We start from the raw sequence: 16,120 nt of genomic DNA, 5'->3' as shown, positions 1-16,120 counted from the left end.
TAATTTTAGAAAATGAATTAGAGCAATTGACCGAAAATTTAAAGGTTTTTTAAAATATCGACTTTCAAATACACAGTGGTAACGGTTATTTTGGATTATTCAGCATATTAACACTTTTAATCGTGAAAATGTCTGCCACAAAGCACTACTCAGGTTGCCGAGTTTAAATAGTGATACGCATGTTCTGGTCTATCAGGGGATCACCATTTTAAGACAGTATATTATGATACAAAAACGCCTGAAACTTGTTCAGGCGTAAGATGTAGGCTCGCTAGCGTTAACGATTAAACACTACTCTCGGGTATAAACCACTTCCACATCGTAATCATCGTCGTCGTCATCAAAGTCATCATCATCGTCTTCAAGGTGGTCATCTTGTTGCGTCTGACTATGATAAGCATCCCATTTGAAGTCAACTTCTTCCTTAGATTCTTCCAAGGCGTCCATTTCATTTGGTAATGTATCTAAGTAATTCATCACTTCACGACACAGTTCATCGGTATTTTTCTTCTGGAAGGCAGAAATTTGGAAACTTGGACCGTCCCATTCTAAGGCTTCAATGATGTTATCGCAGATTTCTTTAGCTTCATCTTCAAGTAGCAAATCAATCTTATTGAAAACCAACCAGCGCGGTTTCTCGGCTAATTTGGGACTGTATTTTTCAAGCTCACCAATAATCGCTTTAGCATTCTCCACAGGATCCGATTGATCCGCAGGCATTAAATCGATCAAATGCAATAGAATGCGGCAGCGCTCGAGATGTTTCAAAAAGCGTATGCCTAATCCAGCGCCATCAGCGGCACCTTCAATTAAACCAGGTATATCAGCGATCACAAAACTACGTTGGGCGTCTTGTCTTACTACGCCTAAGTTAGGTACTAGGGTAGTAAAGGGATAGTCGGCAACTTTGGGTTTTGCAGAAGATACTGAACGAATAAATGTGGATTTACCTGCATTAGGTAACCCCAATAAGCCCACATCAGCAAGCAACATTAATTCTAAACTTAACCACCGAATCTCACCTGGAGAGCCGTTGGACTTCTGTCTTGGAGCACGGTTGGTACTACTTTTAAATCGCGCATTACCAAGGCCATGGAATCCACCTTGAGCCACCTTCAAGCGCATACCATGCTTGGTGAGATCCCCAAGGGCCTCACCCGTATCTTTATCAGTTGCTCGGGTACCAACGGGCACTTTGAGCTCTAAATCTGCTCCTGCACGGCCGGTACAATCACTGCCTTGACCGTTCTTACCGCGCTCAGCGCGGTGAAACCGTTCAAAGCGAAAATCGATCAAGGTGTTAAGATTTTCATCTGCGACCAGATAAACGCTGCCGCCATCACCGCCATCACCACCATCGGGGCCTCCCCTAGGAACGTATTTTTCGCGGCGAAAACCGATAACGCCATTGCCGCCGTCTCCAGCTTCAACACGTATTTCAGCTTCATCTACAAATTTCATCTCACACCTCAATTAAGCATTCACAGGCTAAGTAATATATTACTCCGCCTCTACTTTTTTCTCTAGCAATAAAAAACCCCGCAAGAGCGGGGTTTTTTTGATTTATGTGTTAGCTCGTCTTACTCAGCAACGATGCTTACATATTTACGGTTCTTAGGACCTTTAACACCAAACTCCACTTTGCCATCAGACAATGCGAAAAGAGTGTGGTCTTTGCCGATACCCATATTATCTCCAGGGTGGAAACGTGTTCCACGCTGACGAACAATGATATTACCAGCTAATACAGACTCGCCACCGAAACGCTTAACACCTAAACGTTTACTTTCTGAGTCACGACCGTTATTAGTACTACCACCCGCCTTTTTATGTGCCATTAGTTCGTACTCCTATTAAGCGTTTATGCCAGTGATTTTCACTTCTGTGAACCACTGACGATGACCTTGGGTCTTACGAGAATGCTTACGACGACGGAATTTGACAATTTTAATTTTGTCACCACGGCCATGAGAAACTACTTCTGCAGTTACTTTGCCGCCATCAACATAAGGCATACCAATTTTTACATCTTCACCATTACTAACCATCAAGACATTATCGAACTCAACCGCTTCACCCGGTGCAACTTCGATCTTCTCTAGACGAACGGTTTGGCCTTCGGCCACACGGTGTTGTTTACCACCACTTTGGAAAACCGCGTACATATTTAACTCCGCTCTGCGCCCACGGCGCTACAATTCAAAAACAGGGCGCGAATTGTACGTGAACTGAGCTATCGTAGCAAGCCTAATTCTTAATTATTTTGGGAAAAGATCGCCTTTTTCTGTGAACCCCCATAATATTCGGTTACTTGACTAGATAGATTTGTGTATTTATGTAGAATTGCACGCATATTAACAGACCAAAAAAATGAGCCAATTGACTTACAATGGACTTAAATAACATACACCGTCTTGCCGATCCTGACATGCAAGCTGTTAACGCCTTAATCCAGGCTCAAGTGAATTCAGATGTAGCCCTGATCAATCAGCTGGGATTCTACATTGTTAATAGCGGCGGGAAAAGAATACGCCCACTATTAACTGTGCTTGCAGCCCGCGCTTTAGGAATTGAAAACCAACAACATCATACACTAGCAGCCATTATTGAATTTATACATACTGCCACTTTATTACATGACGACGTTGTCGATGAGTCGACCATGCGTCGTGGAAAAGAGACTGCCAACGCGGTTTTTGGCAATCAAGCCAGTGTTTTAGTGGGTGATTTTTTGTATACGCGATCATTTCAAATGATGGTCGACTTAAAACGGATGAGAGTAATGGAAATTCTTTCATCGGCAACCAACGTCATCGCTGAAGGCGAAGTTATGCAATTAATGAATTGCAATGATCCCGAGACATCAGAAGAAAATTATATGGAGGTAATTTACAGCAAAACCGCACGGCTGTTTGAAGCTGCTACTTTATTAGCCGCAGTGATCACTGACCAAAGTCCCGAGATAGAGCAAGCAATGCAAGATTATGGACGCTATCTAGGAACCGCATTTCAGTTGGTTGATGATATTCTTGATTATGCTGCAGACAGTGATGAAATGGGTAAAAATGTTGGCGATGATCTGGCTGAAGGCAAACCCACATTGCCACTGCTATATGCCATGTGGAATGGAAATGAAGCACAATCAGCGCTGATCAAAGAAGCCATTGAGCTCAATAACGGTATGGAAAGCTTAGACGAAATATTAGCGGCAATGGAACAAACGGGTTCATTGGTCTACACCAAACAAAAAGCACAGGAAGCGTCGAAACAAGCCATTGACGCTCTTGCACCTTTACCTGACTCAGATTACAAGCAAGCACTGATTGGGCTGGCCCATATCTCTGTGGAACGCGCCGCTTAAACAGCGGCGACTGTTCTAGCAGTCGCTGAATCGTTAGCGACTAATTCAAGCCCATTTCTCTGGTCATATTTTCATTGCGATCGCGATGCACAATAATATTGTCTTCAATACGGATGCCGCCATAAGGTCTAAAAGCATCAATCACATCCCAGTTTAGGTATTTTGACTGTTCAGTGGCTCGCAAGTCCGCTAATAAACTATCAATAAAATATAACCCAGGCTCTATTGTAAACACTTGTCTCGATTCAATAATGCGCGTAGTACGCAAGAACGGATGCTCTTTCGGTGGCGGATTAGGTGTACCCCGATCATCTGCCACATGTCCGGCAACATCATGTACTTGTAGTCCTAAAAAGTGACCAATACCATGGGGGAAAAATGTTTTTGTTATGCCATTTAGCACTATATCTTGTGCCGACAAGTTAACAATATTAAAGCGATTCAACAGCTCAGCAATATACCTATGTGCAGCTAAATGCACTTCAGTATAAGCCACGCCAGGCTTCAGTAGGTCGACCAGTTTGAGAGTGACCTCATCCATTGCTGTCACTAATTCAGCGAAACGACCGTCTTGATGGCTATAGGTACGTGTAATATCCGCAGCATAACCGTGAAAACTTGCACCCGCATCAATTAAAAAAGAGCGAAATTTAGTAGGCGCACTGGTGTCTTGCTCCATGTAATGCAATATTGCCGCATTTTCATTAAGTGCAACTATATTGTTATAAGGAACTTGATTGTCACTTTGTTTCACCGCCTTTAAATAGGCTTGATTAATATTAAACTCAGACATGCCACTGCGAAAAGCCTGTTCAGCAGCCAAATGTCCTTTAATCGCCAGTTGATTTGCTTCGCGCATACATAACAATTCATAGTCGGTTTTATACGCGCGATAGTAATGTAAATAATGCAACACTCTGTCAGGGTTGACCATTTCGAAACCAAGAGCAGTAGCAACCTCCAAGTATTCACCAATGTAGGCATAGTTTTTCTTGTCGTAGGGAAGGTGTTTTTCCACCGCATCGGCTTGAGTCAAAAATACAATATCAAATTCAGTCGCCCAAAAATCAGTCGGCTCTGGTGGAACTGTATGCCAAAAATCTTTAGGCCTATAAAATATTAACTTGGGTTTATCGATGCCATTTACAACCAACCAACAATTGGGATTATCAATGATCGGCAACCAGGCTTTAAATTGTGGGTTTACATGAAATGGGTAGTGATTATCATCCAAAAACATCCGTTTGCTTTGACCGGAATGGATAATCAAGCCATCAATGCCCTCACGCAGCAAGGCTTCTTTAGTGCGCTTTTGCATTTCAATTATGTGGCTTGGATATAAATCAGAAAATGTTTGCATAGTAATTATATGACTTCATTTGGATTAAACAGAATGGCGCTAGATTAACATATACCAATGGGAAGGGGTCAATAAAGGCACTGAAAGTTAATCCTTTTGCTGTAAATCAATTGAGCCATTTATAAGGTTTCTCCGCCCAACTGCATAGTTGCTAACTCATTAAAAAGTGGAGAATCTTTACCCAATTGCATGGCATATATTTGCTGGTAGGCAAGTACTGCTTTTACATAATTACGGGTTTCTTTATAAGGTATGGTTTCAATCCAAACATCTATTGGCAAACTGCGATCTTTGGGTATCCATTTTTGCACCCGACGCCAACCAGCGTTGTATGATGCTGTTGCCAACACGGGATTATTGTCCATTTTATCCATTAGATAGCGCAAATACTGAGTACCGTATCCAGCATTAATATTCGGATCAAAAAGCACATTTGTTTTGATCTGTTTTTTCGCCAAATAACGAGCCGTCCCCGGCAACAATTGCATTAATCCTTTGGCACCTGCACTAGAATTGGCATCCGACATAAACGAACTCTCTCTGCGGGCAACAGCGAAAGCCCAAGCAGGATCAACTTGATTCGCCTCAGATTGGTTCACTAACTCTTCGCGATAGGCCATTGGAAAGCGCCGTTTGATATCATCTAGATAGCCCGTGTTGGAAAAGCCATAAATTGCGCGATCGTGCCACCCCCAGCTATCAGCCAAAACCGCTGACACTAATTTTTGCTGCTGATTAAGTTGTGATTGTAAATGAAACCACTCTCGCCTTGCCGAGGTAAACCGCTGTAACTGAAGAAACTCGTAAGCTCGCTTGGCTGCATCCATATTGGCAACAGTATTGAGGGTTTGTTGATCAAACTCCAGCGGGCGGTCGATGATGTGCGGCGTTTTGGCCAGCTTACCACTGGCCAAAAAGCCATAGTAATGTCGTTGTTTCGCCAACCACTGGTAATTTTGATTAGCACTATCAATGGCCTGCATTTGCTCCAAGGCACGGGCCTGCCAATATCGAGCGCTCAATTCCGCGCGGTTTTTTTCAGGCATCTGTTCAATCACTTCCAATGCATGTTGCCAGTTACCACTTTTTAGTACATGGGCTAAATGCCAGCGAAATAATTGCTCTTCAGCATTTTCATGGCTGGCTTTCTCCAGCCATTCATCGGCTTTATCATGTTCAGAAATAGCTAATGCCACTGCAAACTTGCCAGCAACATCATATTGCCGACGTTGCTCAACATTGAACTTGCTCAATACGGATTGCCAGGTTTTAATCGCCAATTCTTCATCACGCCATATCAGACGTCCTAGGCCATACTGAATAATGTCCAACTCTAATGTTGGATTCTTGTTTGGAAATTTAGATAGATTACTCACGTAATTCGGTGAACGACGCACCCGCAACCATAAGTCAGCTAAATATTGTTGCTCCCTCGGCAATAAGGTTTTTAAATAAGGGATAAGGGTGTGGCTACCACCATTACCAGCCAAAGCAACCCGTTTTAAGACTTTATCGTTAGTTCTGAAGCCCGCCTGTGTCCATGCTTCAAATACCTTATCGCATTCGTTTGGCTGCGACTTACCTACTACCCAAAGTTGCGATACTTTCTCGAATACACTTTCTCGATTTAGAGGGTCTTGCAGCCGATAAGTTAAGTATTGGCAGGTGAGCTCAACGTTGGAAGTCGGCCGAAAATACTCCATGAATAAATCAGCATAATCTTTCTTTTTTAAATAAGTTAGCCATGCATAGCGAAGAGAACGTCCTAACGGCGAGCCTTCATGCTGAGCTAAAAAAGATTTTATTTTTTGTTGATTGGCAAGATAAGGGTGAGCCTTGAGGGTTTTCTGCTCAATGTAAGGCTCTAGCGGATAACCTTTCAACTGCTCTCTTAAACGTCGATATTCCGGTGAATTGGGCTTAGCAACCATATTTTCTAGCGCTTTGTAGACATTCCGTTGATGGGCTAAAGCATCTTCACGGGCTATTTCTAAGGGTTGCCCGTGTAAGCGGGTGCTGAAGCTGCACAAAATTGTCAGCACCACAAAAGCGTTCCGGAAAAAATAGTTCATAAAAGCTGTCATAACTCCGAATAATAAAATATCTGAATAGCGTATCCACTAAGTCATTTCGTTCAGAAAATATTAATACATAAATAAATTGAATAATGGACATCCGACCACATGTTATTATAAGCCGTCTAAAGCTGAGAGTAATTATACTCTCGACAACAATTTACTGCTTTAGTGCAAAAAATTACACCTTTATATGTGAATAACCAATAATTAAAACCAGATTAAAATAAATAACCCTACAACATGGCTCAGAGTATTTTAGATTTTTAGTTTACTTGATGAATGCCATTTATTCTGCCTTAAACTGAAGGAGATAACGATGATTTTTGAAGGCAAAAGCCTTTGTGCGAAATTACTGGACAACGGTCTCGCTGAACTCGTGTTTGATGCACAAGGTTCCGTGAATAAATTTGACCAGCAAACCGTCAGTGAATTAGACCAAGCAACCCAAGCACTAGCCAGCAATGGTAACATTCAAGGTCTGCTAGTTCGTTCTGCCAAGTCTACTTTTATTGTTGGCGCAGACATCACCGAATTTACAGGTCTTTTTGATATGCCCCAAGAAAAAATCCTCGATTGGGTCGCTCAAACTTCACAAGTGTTCGATCGATTCGAAGACTTACCTTTTCCCACAGTAGCAGCAATAAACGGCTTCGCTTTAGGTGGTGGCTGTGAAATGACGTTGGTTTGTGACCTACGTGTTGCCGACACGACTGCAAGCATAGGCTTACCAGAGGTGAAATTAGGTTTGATGCCTGGTTTTGGTGGCACAGTTCGTCTTCCAAGGCTGATTGGCTCAGATAATGCCCTTGAATGGATGACAACAGGACGTAACAGAAAAGCAGCGAAAGCTTTAGCAGAAGGGGCTGTTGATAGTGTAGTTGCCCCAGAACACTTAATTGAAGCCGGTAAAAGTATCTTATTAGACGCAATTGCTGGAAAATTTGACTGGCAAGCTCGTCGGGCGCAAAAGAAAGCTCCCCTGACCCTGGGTAAGAATGAAGCCATGATGAGTTTCTCAACCGCCAAAGCCATGGTCGCAGCTCAAGCAGGAAAGCATTACCCAGCACCACACTTGATGGTTGATACCGTTGCTAAAGCGGCAGGCCTTGACCGTGAAGGTGCATTGAAACTTGAAAATGAAGGTTTTACTCAGCTAGCAAAATCTGACGAAGCAAAAGCTCAAGTGGGGATTTTCCTCGCAGATCAGCTGGTCAAAAGCAAAGGCAAAAAGCAGGCGAAAGCTTCTAGCAAAGAAATCAAGCAAACAGCTGTTTTAGGCGCAGGTATTATGGGTGGTGGCATTGCTTACCAGTCAGCAGTAAAAGGCACACCTGTTGTTATGAAAGACATTGCCCAACCAGCTCTTGATCTGGGTTTAAATGAAGCAGCCAAGATCTTAGGTAAAGGCATGCAACGTGGCAAAGTGGATGCTGCAAAAATGGCTTCTACATTAAACAATATCGTCCCCACTCTGGAATACTCTGCGATTAAAGACGCTGATTTAGTCATAGAGGCGGTAGTGGAGAACCCGAAAGTCAAAGGCATTGTGTTGAAAGAAACAGAGCAAGCGGTAGCGGATGACGCGATCATCTGTTCTAACACTTCAACTATTTCCATCAATCAATTGGCTAAAAGCTTAGACAAGCCAGAGCGCTTCTGTGGCATGCATTTCTTTAATCCTGTGCATAAGATGCCGTTGGTGGAAATTATTCGTGGTGAAAAAACCTCTGAAGAAACCATTAATACAGTGGTGGCTGCTACCTTAAAAATGGGAAAAACCCCCATAGTGGTTAATGACTGCCCGGGCTTCTTAGTCAATCGTGTTTTATTCCCTTACTTTGCTGGCTTCAGCAAAATCGTGCTAGATGGCGCAGATTTTGTTGCAGTAGATAAAGTGATGGAAAAAATCTTCGGTTGGCCCATGGGTCCAGCATACTTGTTAGATGTTGTTGGTATGGATACCGCAGACCACGCTTCAAGTGTGATGTCCGACGGCATTCCAGAGCGCATGCAAAAAATTGGCGATGATCCGGTTACTGTTATGTACAAAGCCGAACGACTTGGCCAGAAAAACGGTAAAGGTTTCTATAATTTTGGTGTGGATAAACGCGGTCGTCCAAGCAAAACACCTGCACCGGAAGCCTATGAGTTAATCAAGCCTATTTGTGCAGACACTAAAGAGTTTGATAAAGACGAAATCATTGCACGCTTAATGATCCCTATGGCAAATGAAATGATTCGTTGTTTAGAGGAAGGTATTGTAGGCAGTGCAGCTGAAGTGGATATGGCATTACTATACGGCTTGGGCTTCCCACCGTTTAGAGGGGGTGTGTTCCGCTACATTGAAACAATGGGATTGAGTAATTTTGTAGCCTTGGCGGATAAATATGCGCATTTAGGACCGATTTACCAAATTACAGATGGCGTCCGCGAAATGGCCGCTTCTGGTAAATCTTATTTTCAACTTTCAGCCTAAACAGACCCAAGGAGACTTAACATGAAAGACGTAGTTGTTATTGATTGCATTCGTACCCCTATGGGTCGTTCGAAAGGCGGTATTTTCCGTAACGTAAGAGCAGAAACCTTATCTGCTCATTTGATGACTAAATTGTTGGAACGCAACCCTGGTGTTGATCCAAGCGAAATTGAAGACATCATTTGGGGATGCGTTCAGCAAACCAAAGAACAGGGTTTTAACATTGCTCGTAATGCCCAACTGCTAACTCAGATCCCCCGCTCCACAGCCGCTGTGACAGTTAACCGTTTATGCGGTTCATCTATGCAAGCCCTGCATGATGCTGCCAAAGGTATTATGACCGGTATGGGTGATGTGTATATGATTGGCGGAGTTGAGCACATGGGCCACGTGCCAATGACCTTCAACCTCGATTTTCACCCAGGATTAGCGAAATACACAGCGAAAGCATCAGGCAATATGGGAATGACCGCTGAGCTACTAGGTAGACAGAACGGTATTACCCGTGAAATGCAAGATGCCTTTGGCGCGCGTTCACACCAATTAGCCCATAAAGCTCACTTGGAAGGTCGCTGGAACGAGATTGTGCCTATTGAAGGCCATGATGCTAACGGCGTATTGAAGCTGATTGATGCAGATGAGGTGATTCGCCCTGATTCTACCATTGAAACCATGGCGGCGCTTCGTCCTGTATTTGATCCAGTAAATGGAACAGTCACTGCGGGTACTTCTTCAGCCATATCCGATGGTGCTTCTGCCATGCTATTAATGTCTGCTGAGCGCGCTAAGGCTCTTGGTTTAACCCCTCGAGCCAAAATTCGTTCTATGGCAGTTGCAGGCTGTGATGCCGCGATCATGGGCTTCGGTCCAGTTCCGGCAACTAAAAAGGCCCTTCAACGTGCCGGTATGACCATGGACGATATTGAGTTAGCAGAATTCAATGAAGCGTTTGCAGCTCAAGCATTGTCATGTATCAAACAGTTAGGCTGGCTCGATACATACGAAGACAAAGTAAACCTGAATGGCGGTGCAATCGCGCTAGGACACCCTCTAGGTTGTTCCGGTTCTCGAATTTCCACAACCTTGCTCAATCTAATGGAAGCTAACGACAAATCAGTTGGTCTAGCCACTATGTGTATTGGTCTTGGTCAAGGGATAGCAACCGTATTTGAACGAGTTTAAACTCACAATTATCAAAGCTAAGCTTTGATTTAAAAACACCTAATGAACTTTGGTTCATTAGGTGTTTTTTTTCAGGTCCTTTAAATCATCTGTTTTGTAATAGTTTATAAACTCGATTACTGAATCAAGTTGACTTGCTGAGTCGCGGTGTCAGTTTGCAAACCAAAATGCCCTAAAACATAGGTGTAGCTAGCATCTTCATTCCAAATTCGACTACTATGCACGCCGCCAACGGAACAAACCCCTGTGCTGCATACAATCTGATCAATATTGCTTTTGATAGAATACACCTTGTCCCCTAAAGGCGTGCCGTAGAGACTATCCAGAAAAGGGCTTTGCACTGATAATCCATAATAACCGCAAGTCGAATTCCACACATTGTATGGGTACACACCACATGACCAAAGACCACGTAATGCACCAGCAATACCAACAAAAGTATCAACACTACTAGATACCGCTAATTTAGAAATCTGTTGGGCCGCCAATGTGACGCCCATGGAATGTCCAATAACATCAATTTTACCGGTACAGGAACTTGCAATGGCATTGGTGATAGCTTGATTAACGGGCGTCTCTTCGCTACCGGAGTGATTATTACAAACTGCACAGGACTTAGATCCCCAATCAGGCCGAAAAATCTCTGAAGGAGAATATCCCTCATCGATTAAAAGATCATAGGTGTTATCCCAGCTATTTGGTGATGCGGTATTGCCATGCACTAACACGACCGCATCTTTGCAGCTGTTTGCAAATGCATTAAAACTGACAGACGAAATTAACATAACCAACAAACTATAAATAATTTTCATAATGATAACTCTTGCTTTAGTAGAGACACTATTTTTAGTTAATGAAATGTTAATTGGCTATAGTACTTTAGTGCAGCACCTAAAAACTCCGATAAATGATAAGGCGACGGAGGGTTAGAACTTTGCTTCAAATCTCCACTTCTGAGCATCCTCCAGCCATAGAAATATCTATAAAACCAAACATTTTGTAAACTACACTTGACTTCAACCTAAAAGACACCTAACCTTGATATAAAGTAAAGTGTTATTTACTTTATATCAACCAAAGCAGACAAATGAGGAAAATCTATGAACGCAATTAATAACGATTCTCAAAACAAGAAGGGACGAGGGAAAACAGCTAGCCGTTTGGACGTTTACTTGGGTATTCAGCTTAGCGTTATTCGCATTTGGCCCCAAGCTTTTATGGGATTATGATCCAACTTTCACAGTTATTGCTCTTTGCATCAACTTTGGATTTGGTTTCAAAATGATTATGGCCAACAAACACCATCTGAGCCGTATGGACGAAATGCAACGAAAAATACAATTAGAAGCGATGGCAATGTCTTTAGGTGTAAGTATGGTCTTTGGCGCAGCTTATGGATTGATAGAGGCAACCCGTTTGTTATCCCATTCTCCAAATCCATCTAATATTTTGTTTGTTATGGGGATCAGTTATGGCGTTTCAGTGGCCATTGGTTCTAGGAGATACATGTGAAAAATCGACTAAAAGTGTTGCGGGCTGAACGTGACTGGACCCAAGCTGATTTAGCCGAAGCGCTAGAGGTATCTAGACAAACCATAAACGCAATTGAAAAAGGTAAATTTGATCCCAGTTTACCTTTGGCGTTTAAAGCAGCGAGGCTATTTCATATGCCCATTGAAGAAATATTTGATGATGAATATACAGATTAATACGACTAAGAGCTGTCAGCTCACATTCGGGTTATTATACTTTAATGACCCAATTCTAATAACCCGCAATTATCCCTTCAATAAGACACTTAATAAAGTGAGTGCTTACATACTCTAATTAACCTATAAAATAGGGAATGAAGTTTCTTAACACTTATCCTTGATGAGTATTTGTTCACTCCCTTAATTAAAGGGAACGTTTAGATTTGGGACATAAACTTGTAATCTTGGGACAATAAAAAGCATAAAAATGGGACTTAAAATTGTAATTCTGGGACATTTTGTTTCTTTCCAAACATTAGTTACATCTTATCAACAGTCCGTTTACCAGAGTGTAAAGAGTCGTAAAGAAAGCGATACTTTAGCGTTCAATATTTCACCAGCACATACCGGCTACAACCTTTTAAGCTGAGCGAATTGCGGTACACTTGCGGCAAATTCTTGAACCACCATTGCGAAGAGGAAAACAACGAGTTATGCCATTCCCTACTCACCGATTCTACGAAGATGTGTTAGCACTTTTCAGTGCTGGTATATTCGTATCTCTAGGCGTCGTATTTTTCGGAACCGAGGGGATTTTAACCGGTGGTAGTGCAGGAATCGCTATTATAGGTACGCATTTTCTGCCGTACAGTTTTGGTACCGTATTTTTTGTTGTTAACATTCCATTTTATTTTTTGGCATGGACAAAACTGAGTAAACGTTTCACCATTAATACCTTCATCTCGGTCACTTTGGTTTCACTAATGACTGAGTATATGGATCGATTTATTGTCATTTCTGATCTTGACCCTATGTTTGCTGCAACTGTGGGTGGCATGCTCATCGGTATTGGTATGCTGATCATGTTTAGACATAAATCAAGTCTCGGTGGACTGGGTATTTTAGCCCTGTATTTACAGAACAAATATAATCTTAGAGCGGGTAATATTGGGTTATTAGCAGATTGTACTATTCTAACCTCATCGTTATTAATGTTTGAGTTAGACATTGTACTATTGTCGGTATTAGGCGCAGTGACCCTGAATATTTTAATTGCAGTAAACCACATTCCGGGTCGCTACACTGCTACCAAGAAAGGCAAGAAAAACAGTCACAACAGCATAGTGACCAGCTCTTAGGGTTTCACTAAGGGTACTAGCCAAAGAATTTGCGTTATAAGCTAAACCCGTATTTAAGCCCAAATTGAACGCGAGTATTACTCTCATACGCTTCGAACTTTGTAAACCATTCTATTGGCCATTCGTCATTAAACCGCGATTTAAGTTCGAAGGCGACCCCGTGTCCAGTGGCCAGAAAATCCTCAATTAAAGCGGTGCGTTGACCAAATTCATCATTGACGTAGGCGTAATAACTAAACACTTCAGCAGTTTGATTAAATAGATTAAATTCTGTTTCAACACTCAACACTATTTTCTTGGCTGAAGTATCTAAGCGGTTAATCAATTCGAATGCATAAGTGGTTTGCCTATTTCCCTCGTAGCGCAGTTCTCCTCGTACAAAATTTTGCTGTAACACCCTATCAGCACTGATCTCATAATTCAGTGGCCCATCAAAGGAGCTGGAATATTCTACCTCAGCGTAATTAAGTTCATTGATGTCTGCAAATGCCTCTTCAGCTTGGGTAGTATCTAAATCACCCACAACTACCTCAAATCGACCATTTTGCACCCCTACAACTTGACGAATACCCGCAATAAAACCATCTTTAGACAAACCAGTAGAAGACACTCGGCCTTTATAAGTGGGGATCACACCAAATTCAGTTTTATTTTGTCCCTTCTCATACCGCAAGTACAAACGTCTCAAATAGAAGTGATCCCCAGTGCCATCATCTAAAGTATTATGGCTAGAAGAGAACTCCTCACCAGTAACCGCAAACGCGTTAACACTCCAATATTGGTCCTCATCCAACATAACGTGAGGATAGACGCGAACACGATATTGATACCTTTGTGGTTTTTGCGAACGATCATCAAATCTGATTTCACTCTCTACCTTCGCGCCTAACTGGGTTGCCTGAGCGTAAAAACTCAACAAGCATAAAGGTATACAAGCGGCTATTCTGAGCATAATTTGGCCGATGTTTTTAAACAGCGAACAATTGTTGTAAGTCATTAAATGCCTTAAATTCTAATGCATTCCCACTAGGATCTAGAAAGAACATGGTTGCCTGTTCTCCAGCTTGGCCAGCGAATCGAACATAAGGCTCTATAACAAATTCTGTATTATGCTGCTGCATTCGCTCAGCCAAAATGCGCCAATCAGGCATGCTTAAAACCACGCCAAAATGGGGCACAGGAACATATTTAGCGTCGACCTGATTTGGCGTCGGTGTTAACGGCATTTTATCAACTAAGTGAGTGACGAGTTGGTGACCATAAAAGTTCCAGTCAATCCATTGTTCACTTTGCCGACCTTTGGAGCAGCCAAGCACCTCACCATAAAACCATTCTGCTTTTGGTAAATTATCTACTGGAATAGCCAAGTGAAATGGGCGAATCTCACAATTTTCCATTACAGAATCCTCTTTAGTAGAGACAATTTTAATTTGTTAAACGGGGGGTAACGCAAACTCACATCAAACTTGAAACTACGTTCCATTACCGTTTTTAAATGGCTTAGTCCATCGAAGCCAGCACGACCGTGATAGCTGCCCATACCACTATTGCCCACACCGCCAAAAGGTAGGTTAGGGTTCGTCATGAACATAAAGCCATCATTAATACATACGTTACCTGCCGAGGTTTGGAGTAAAACTTTTTTCTTATATTCGTCATTATTAGAGTAGAGATACAAAGCCAAAGGTTTTGAGCGCTCATTGATGAAGGGTATAGCTTGATGCATAGAATCTAAGGTGATGATGGGTAAGATTGGTCCAAATATTTCTTGTTGCATCAGATCGCTATCTAGTGGCGGATTTAAAACCAAGGTGGGCTCAAAATAACCCGTTTGAATATTTTGCTTGCCGCCAAAAACTACTTTTTGATCTTCTAAATAATTCGCTAACCGTTGAAAATGTCGTTGGTTTATAACTTTGCCATAGTCTTTACTCGCTTCAGCTGACTCGCCATAAAAAGCAGTTATTTTATTCTCAATCGCCACCAGCAATTGGTCAGCAATGCTCTTATCAACCAGAACATAGTCGGGTGCTACGCAGGTTTGGCCGGCATTCATCCATTTACTCCACACAATTCGAGCTGCAGTGACATCAATACTTGCAGTGCTATCTACAATACACGGGCTTTTGCCACCCAACTCGAGTGTAACTGGTGTGAGATGTTTAGCTGCAGCTGCCATCACGATTTTACCAACGGCTTCACCGCCAGTATAAAAAATGTGGTCAAATCGCTGGGCTAATAACTCTGTGGTTTCATCAACAGCCCCTTCCACCACCGCAAAAGCGTTATTATCTAAATACTCTGGAATAACCTCAGATAGCAATTTAGACATGTTCTCGGCTAATTCCGATGGTTTTAATACTGCACAATTACCCGCGGCTATTGCTGCCACTAAAGGTGCAAGTAGTAACTGAAACGGGTAATTCCATGCCCCAATAATTAACACCGTACCCAAGGGTTCTGGAAGAACATAGCTTTTGCCTGGCTGTGCGCCCATAGGCGTGGAGGTCTTACGGGGTTTCATCCATTTTTTTAAATGCTTTAGGGTGTGTTTTATATCACTTAACACAAAACCCAACTCAGATATCCATGCTTCGGTTTTACACTTTCCTAAATCTGCAGCTAGGGCTTCTAGTAACACGCCTTGTTTTTCATGGATCAGCAATTCCAATTGTTTAAGTTGCTCTACGCGCCAGGCATATTCTTTAGTGTATCCACTGGCAAATACTTCGCGTATGGCCATGACCTTATCCCCAATTGGAGATAATTGCTCTTTTGCAGCCGCGTTTGGATTGACAGCATTCATAAACACCCCTTAAAAAGTTTTACATCC

The 16,120-nt window shown here is 42.4% G+C and carries 16 protein-coding genes; 7 read left to right on the top strand and 9 right to left on the bottom strand.

Annotated features, from left to right (window positions below):
• Nucleotides 1-291: 291 nt before the first annotated feature.
• The 3 genes from cgtA to rplU all read right to left on the bottom strand — a co-directional run bounded on the left by cgtA (nt 292) and on the right by rplU (nt 2,165).
• Nucleotides 292-1,461 carry an Obg family GTPase CgtA gene (gene cgtA / locus ACYVIL_RS07800; protein WP_303471428.1) on the bottom strand — a complete coding sequence of 390 codons (1,170 nt, stop codon included), beginning with the start codon at nt 1,459-1,461 and terminating at the stop codon, nt 292-294.
• Nucleotides 1,462-1,580: 119 nt separating this feature from the next.
• Nucleotides 1,581-1,838, bottom strand: coding sequence for a 50S ribosomal protein L27 (rpmA, locus tag ACYVIL_RS07795; protein WP_216049065.1), 258 nt, complete (start codon nt 1,836-1,838; stop codon nt 1,581-1,583).
• A gap of 15 nt (nt 1,839-1,853) precedes the next feature.
• On the bottom strand, nt 1,854-2,165 hold the full coding sequence (gene rplU, locus ACYVIL_RS07790) for a 50S ribosomal protein L21 (protein ID WP_303471432.1): 312 nt from the start codon (nt 2,163-2,165) through the stop codon (nt 1,854-1,856).
• Nucleotides 2,166-2,389: 224 nt separating this feature from the next.
• Between rplU and ispB the strand changes: the two genes are divergently transcribed.
• Nucleotides 2,390-3,361, top strand: coding sequence for an octaprenyl diphosphate synthase (ispB, locus tag ACYVIL_RS07785; protein ID WP_303471435.1), 972 nt, complete (start codon nt 2,390-2,392; stop codon nt 3,359-3,361).
• A gap of 40 nt (nt 3,362-3,401) precedes the next feature.
• Here ispB and pepQ read toward each other — a convergent pair whose 3' ends face one another.
• Complete coding sequence (gene pepQ, locus ACYVIL_RS07780; protein WP_303471436.1) at nt 3,402-4,721, bottom strand: Xaa-Pro dipeptidase; 1,320 nt, start codon at nt 4,719-4,721, stop codon at nt 3,402-3,404.
• A 119-nt stretch (nt 4,722-4,840) separates the two neighbouring features.
• Nucleotides 4,841-6,766 carry a lytic transglycosylase domain-containing protein gene (locus tag ACYVIL_RS07775; protein WP_460312103.1) on the bottom strand — a complete coding sequence of 642 codons (1,926 nt, stop codon included), beginning with the start codon at nt 6,764-6,766 and terminating at the stop codon, nt 4,841-4,843.
• Between the two features lie 349 nt (nt 6,767-7,115).
• On the opposite strand from ACYVIL_RS07775, the gene fadB reads away from it, so the two are divergent.
• Both fadB and fadA read left to right on the top strand, forming a co-directional pair.
• Nucleotides 7,116-9,275, top strand: coding sequence for a fatty acid oxidation complex subunit alpha FadB (fadB, locus tag ACYVIL_RS07770; RefSeq protein ID WP_460312102.1), 2,160 nt, complete (start codon nt 7,116-7,118; stop codon nt 9,273-9,275).
• Nucleotides 9,276-9,296: 21 nt separating this feature from the next.
• Entirely contained in the window at nt 9,297-10,457 is a 1,161-nt protein-coding gene (gene fadA, locus ACYVIL_RS07765) for an acetyl-CoA C-acyltransferase FadA (protein ID WP_460312101.1), read from the top strand.
• A gap of 116 nt (nt 10,458-10,573) precedes the next feature.
• Here the strand turns inward: fadA and ACYVIL_RS07760 are convergent, their stop codons facing one another.
• Nucleotides 10,574-11,269: an esterase/lipase family protein gene (locus ACYVIL_RS07760; RefSeq protein ID WP_460312100.1), complete on the bottom strand. Its 696-nt coding sequence runs from the start codon at nt 11,267-11,269 to the stop codon at nt 10,574-10,576.
• 288 nt (nt 11,270-11,557) lie between these two features.
• Here ACYVIL_RS07760 and ACYVIL_RS07755 point away from each other — a divergent pair, with 288 nt between their 5' ends.
• From ACYVIL_RS07755 to ACYVIL_RS07740, 4 genes are all read left to right on the top strand, one after another.
• Nucleotides 11,558-11,686 carry a hypothetical protein gene (locus ACYVIL_RS07755; RefSeq protein ID WP_460312099.1) on the top strand — a complete coding sequence of 43 codons (129 nt, stop codon included), beginning with the start codon at nt 11,558-11,560 and terminating at the stop codon, nt 11,684-11,686.
• Nucleotides 11,687-11,744: 58 nt separating this feature from the next.
• Nucleotides 11,745-11,969: a hypothetical protein gene (locus ACYVIL_RS07750; protein WP_460312098.1), complete on the top strand. Its 225-nt coding sequence runs from the start codon at nt 11,745-11,747 to the stop codon at nt 11,967-11,969.
• The gene (locus tag ACYVIL_RS07745; RefSeq protein WP_303471448.1) at nt 11,966-12,166 is read left to right on the top strand and encodes a helix-turn-helix transcriptional regulator; all 201 of its coding nucleotides are present in this window, start codon (nt 11,966-11,968) and stop codon (nt 12,164-12,166) included. The genes ACYVIL_RS07750 and ACYVIL_RS07745 overlap by 4 nt, the downstream gene beginning before the upstream one ends.
• 476 nt (nt 12,167-12,642) lie before the next feature.
• Nucleotides 12,643-13,287 (top strand): YitT family protein, encoded by a 645-nt coding sequence (locus tag ACYVIL_RS07740; protein ID WP_460312097.1) that lies wholly within the window; start codon nt 12,643-12,645, stop codon nt 13,285-13,287.
• Between the two features lie 34 nt (nt 13,288-13,321).
• On the opposite strand, the gene ACYVIL_RS07735 is transcribed toward ACYVIL_RS07740, so the two are convergent.
• Genes ACYVIL_RS07735 through ACYVIL_RS07725 form a run of 3 tightly spaced genes read right to left on the bottom strand, consistent with a single transcriptional unit; the run spans nt 13,322 to nt 16,093 of the window.
• Entirely contained in the window at nt 13,322-14,284 is a 963-nt protein-coding gene (locus ACYVIL_RS07735) for a hypothetical protein (RefSeq protein ID WP_460312096.1), read from the bottom strand.
• Entirely contained in the window at nt 14,256-14,684 is a 429-nt protein-coding gene (locus ACYVIL_RS07730) for a VOC family protein (RefSeq protein ID WP_303471455.1), read from the bottom strand. Before ACYVIL_RS07730 ends, ACYVIL_RS07735 begins: the two co-directional genes overlap by 29 nt.
• Nucleotides 14,684-16,093 carry an aldehyde dehydrogenase family protein gene (locus ACYVIL_RS07725; RefSeq protein ID WP_460312095.1) on the bottom strand — a complete coding sequence of 470 codons (1,410 nt, stop codon included), beginning with the start codon at nt 16,091-16,093 and terminating at the stop codon, nt 14,684-14,686. The genes ACYVIL_RS07730 and ACYVIL_RS07725 overlap by 1 nt, the downstream gene beginning before the upstream one ends.
• Nucleotides 16,094-16,120: the final 27 nt, after the last annotated feature.

Source organism: Aliiglaciecola aliphaticivorans (assembly GCF_054782055.1).
The sequence above is the reverse complement of the archived record's forward strand: the minus strand, read 5'-3'. Positions and strand labels throughout refer to the sequence as shown.

What these genes read in the sequence shown, in the direction of transcription:
- cgtA (WP_303471428.1), bottom strand. Translation starts at nt 1,461, where the DNA reads ATGAAATTTGTAGATGAAGCTGAAATACGTGTTGAAGCTGGAGACGGC.
- rpmA (WP_216049065.1), bottom strand. Translation starts at nt 1,838, where the DNA reads ATGGCACATAAAAAGGCGGGTGGTAGTACTAATAACGGTCGTGACTCA.
- rplU (WP_303471432.1), bottom strand. Translation starts at nt 2,165, where the DNA reads ATGTACGCGGTTTTCCAAAGTGGTGGTAAACAACACCGTGTGGCCGAA.
- ispB (WP_303471435.1), top strand. Translation starts at nt 2,390, where the DNA reads ATGGACTTAAATAACATACACCGTCTTGCCGATCCTGACATGCAAGCT.
- pepQ (WP_303471436.1), bottom strand. Translation starts at nt 4,721, where the DNA reads ATGCAAACATTTTCTGATTTATATCCAAGCCACATAATTGAAATGCAA.
- fadB (WP_460312102.1), top strand. Translation starts at nt 7,116, where the DNA reads ATGATTTTTGAAGGCAAAAGCCTTTGTGCGAAATTACTGGACAACGGT.
- fadA (WP_460312101.1), top strand. Translation starts at nt 9,297, where the DNA reads ATGAAAGACGTAGTTGTTATTGATTGCATTCGTACCCCTATGGGTCGT.
- ACYVIL_RS07760 (WP_460312100.1), bottom strand. Translation starts at nt 11,269, where the DNA reads ATGAAAATTATTTATAGTTTGTTGGTTATGTTAATTTCGTCTGTCAGT.
- ACYVIL_RS07755 (WP_460312099.1), top strand. Translation starts at nt 11,558, where the DNA reads ATGAACGCAATTAATAACGATTCTCAAAACAAGAAGGGACGAGGGAAA.
- ACYVIL_RS07750 (WP_460312098.1), top strand. Translation starts at nt 11,745, where the DNA reads ATGGCCAACAAACACCATCTGAGCCGTATGGACGAAATGCAACGAAAA.
- ACYVIL_RS07740 (WP_460312097.1), top strand. Translation starts at nt 12,643, where the DNA reads ATGCCATTCCCTACTCACCGATTCTACGAAGATGTGTTAGCACTTTTC.
- ACYVIL_RS07735 (WP_460312096.1), bottom strand. Translation starts at nt 14,284, where the DNA reads ATGACTTACAACAATTGTTCGCTGTTTAAAAACATCGGCCAAATTATG.
- ACYVIL_RS07730 (WP_303471455.1), bottom strand. Translation starts at nt 14,684, where the DNA reads ATGGAAAATTGTGAGATTCGCCCATTTCACTTGGCTATTCCAGTAGAT.
- ACYVIL_RS07725 (WP_460312095.1), bottom strand. Translation starts at nt 16,093, where the DNA reads ATGAATGCTGTCAATCCAAACGCGGCTGCAAAAGAGCAATTATCTCCA.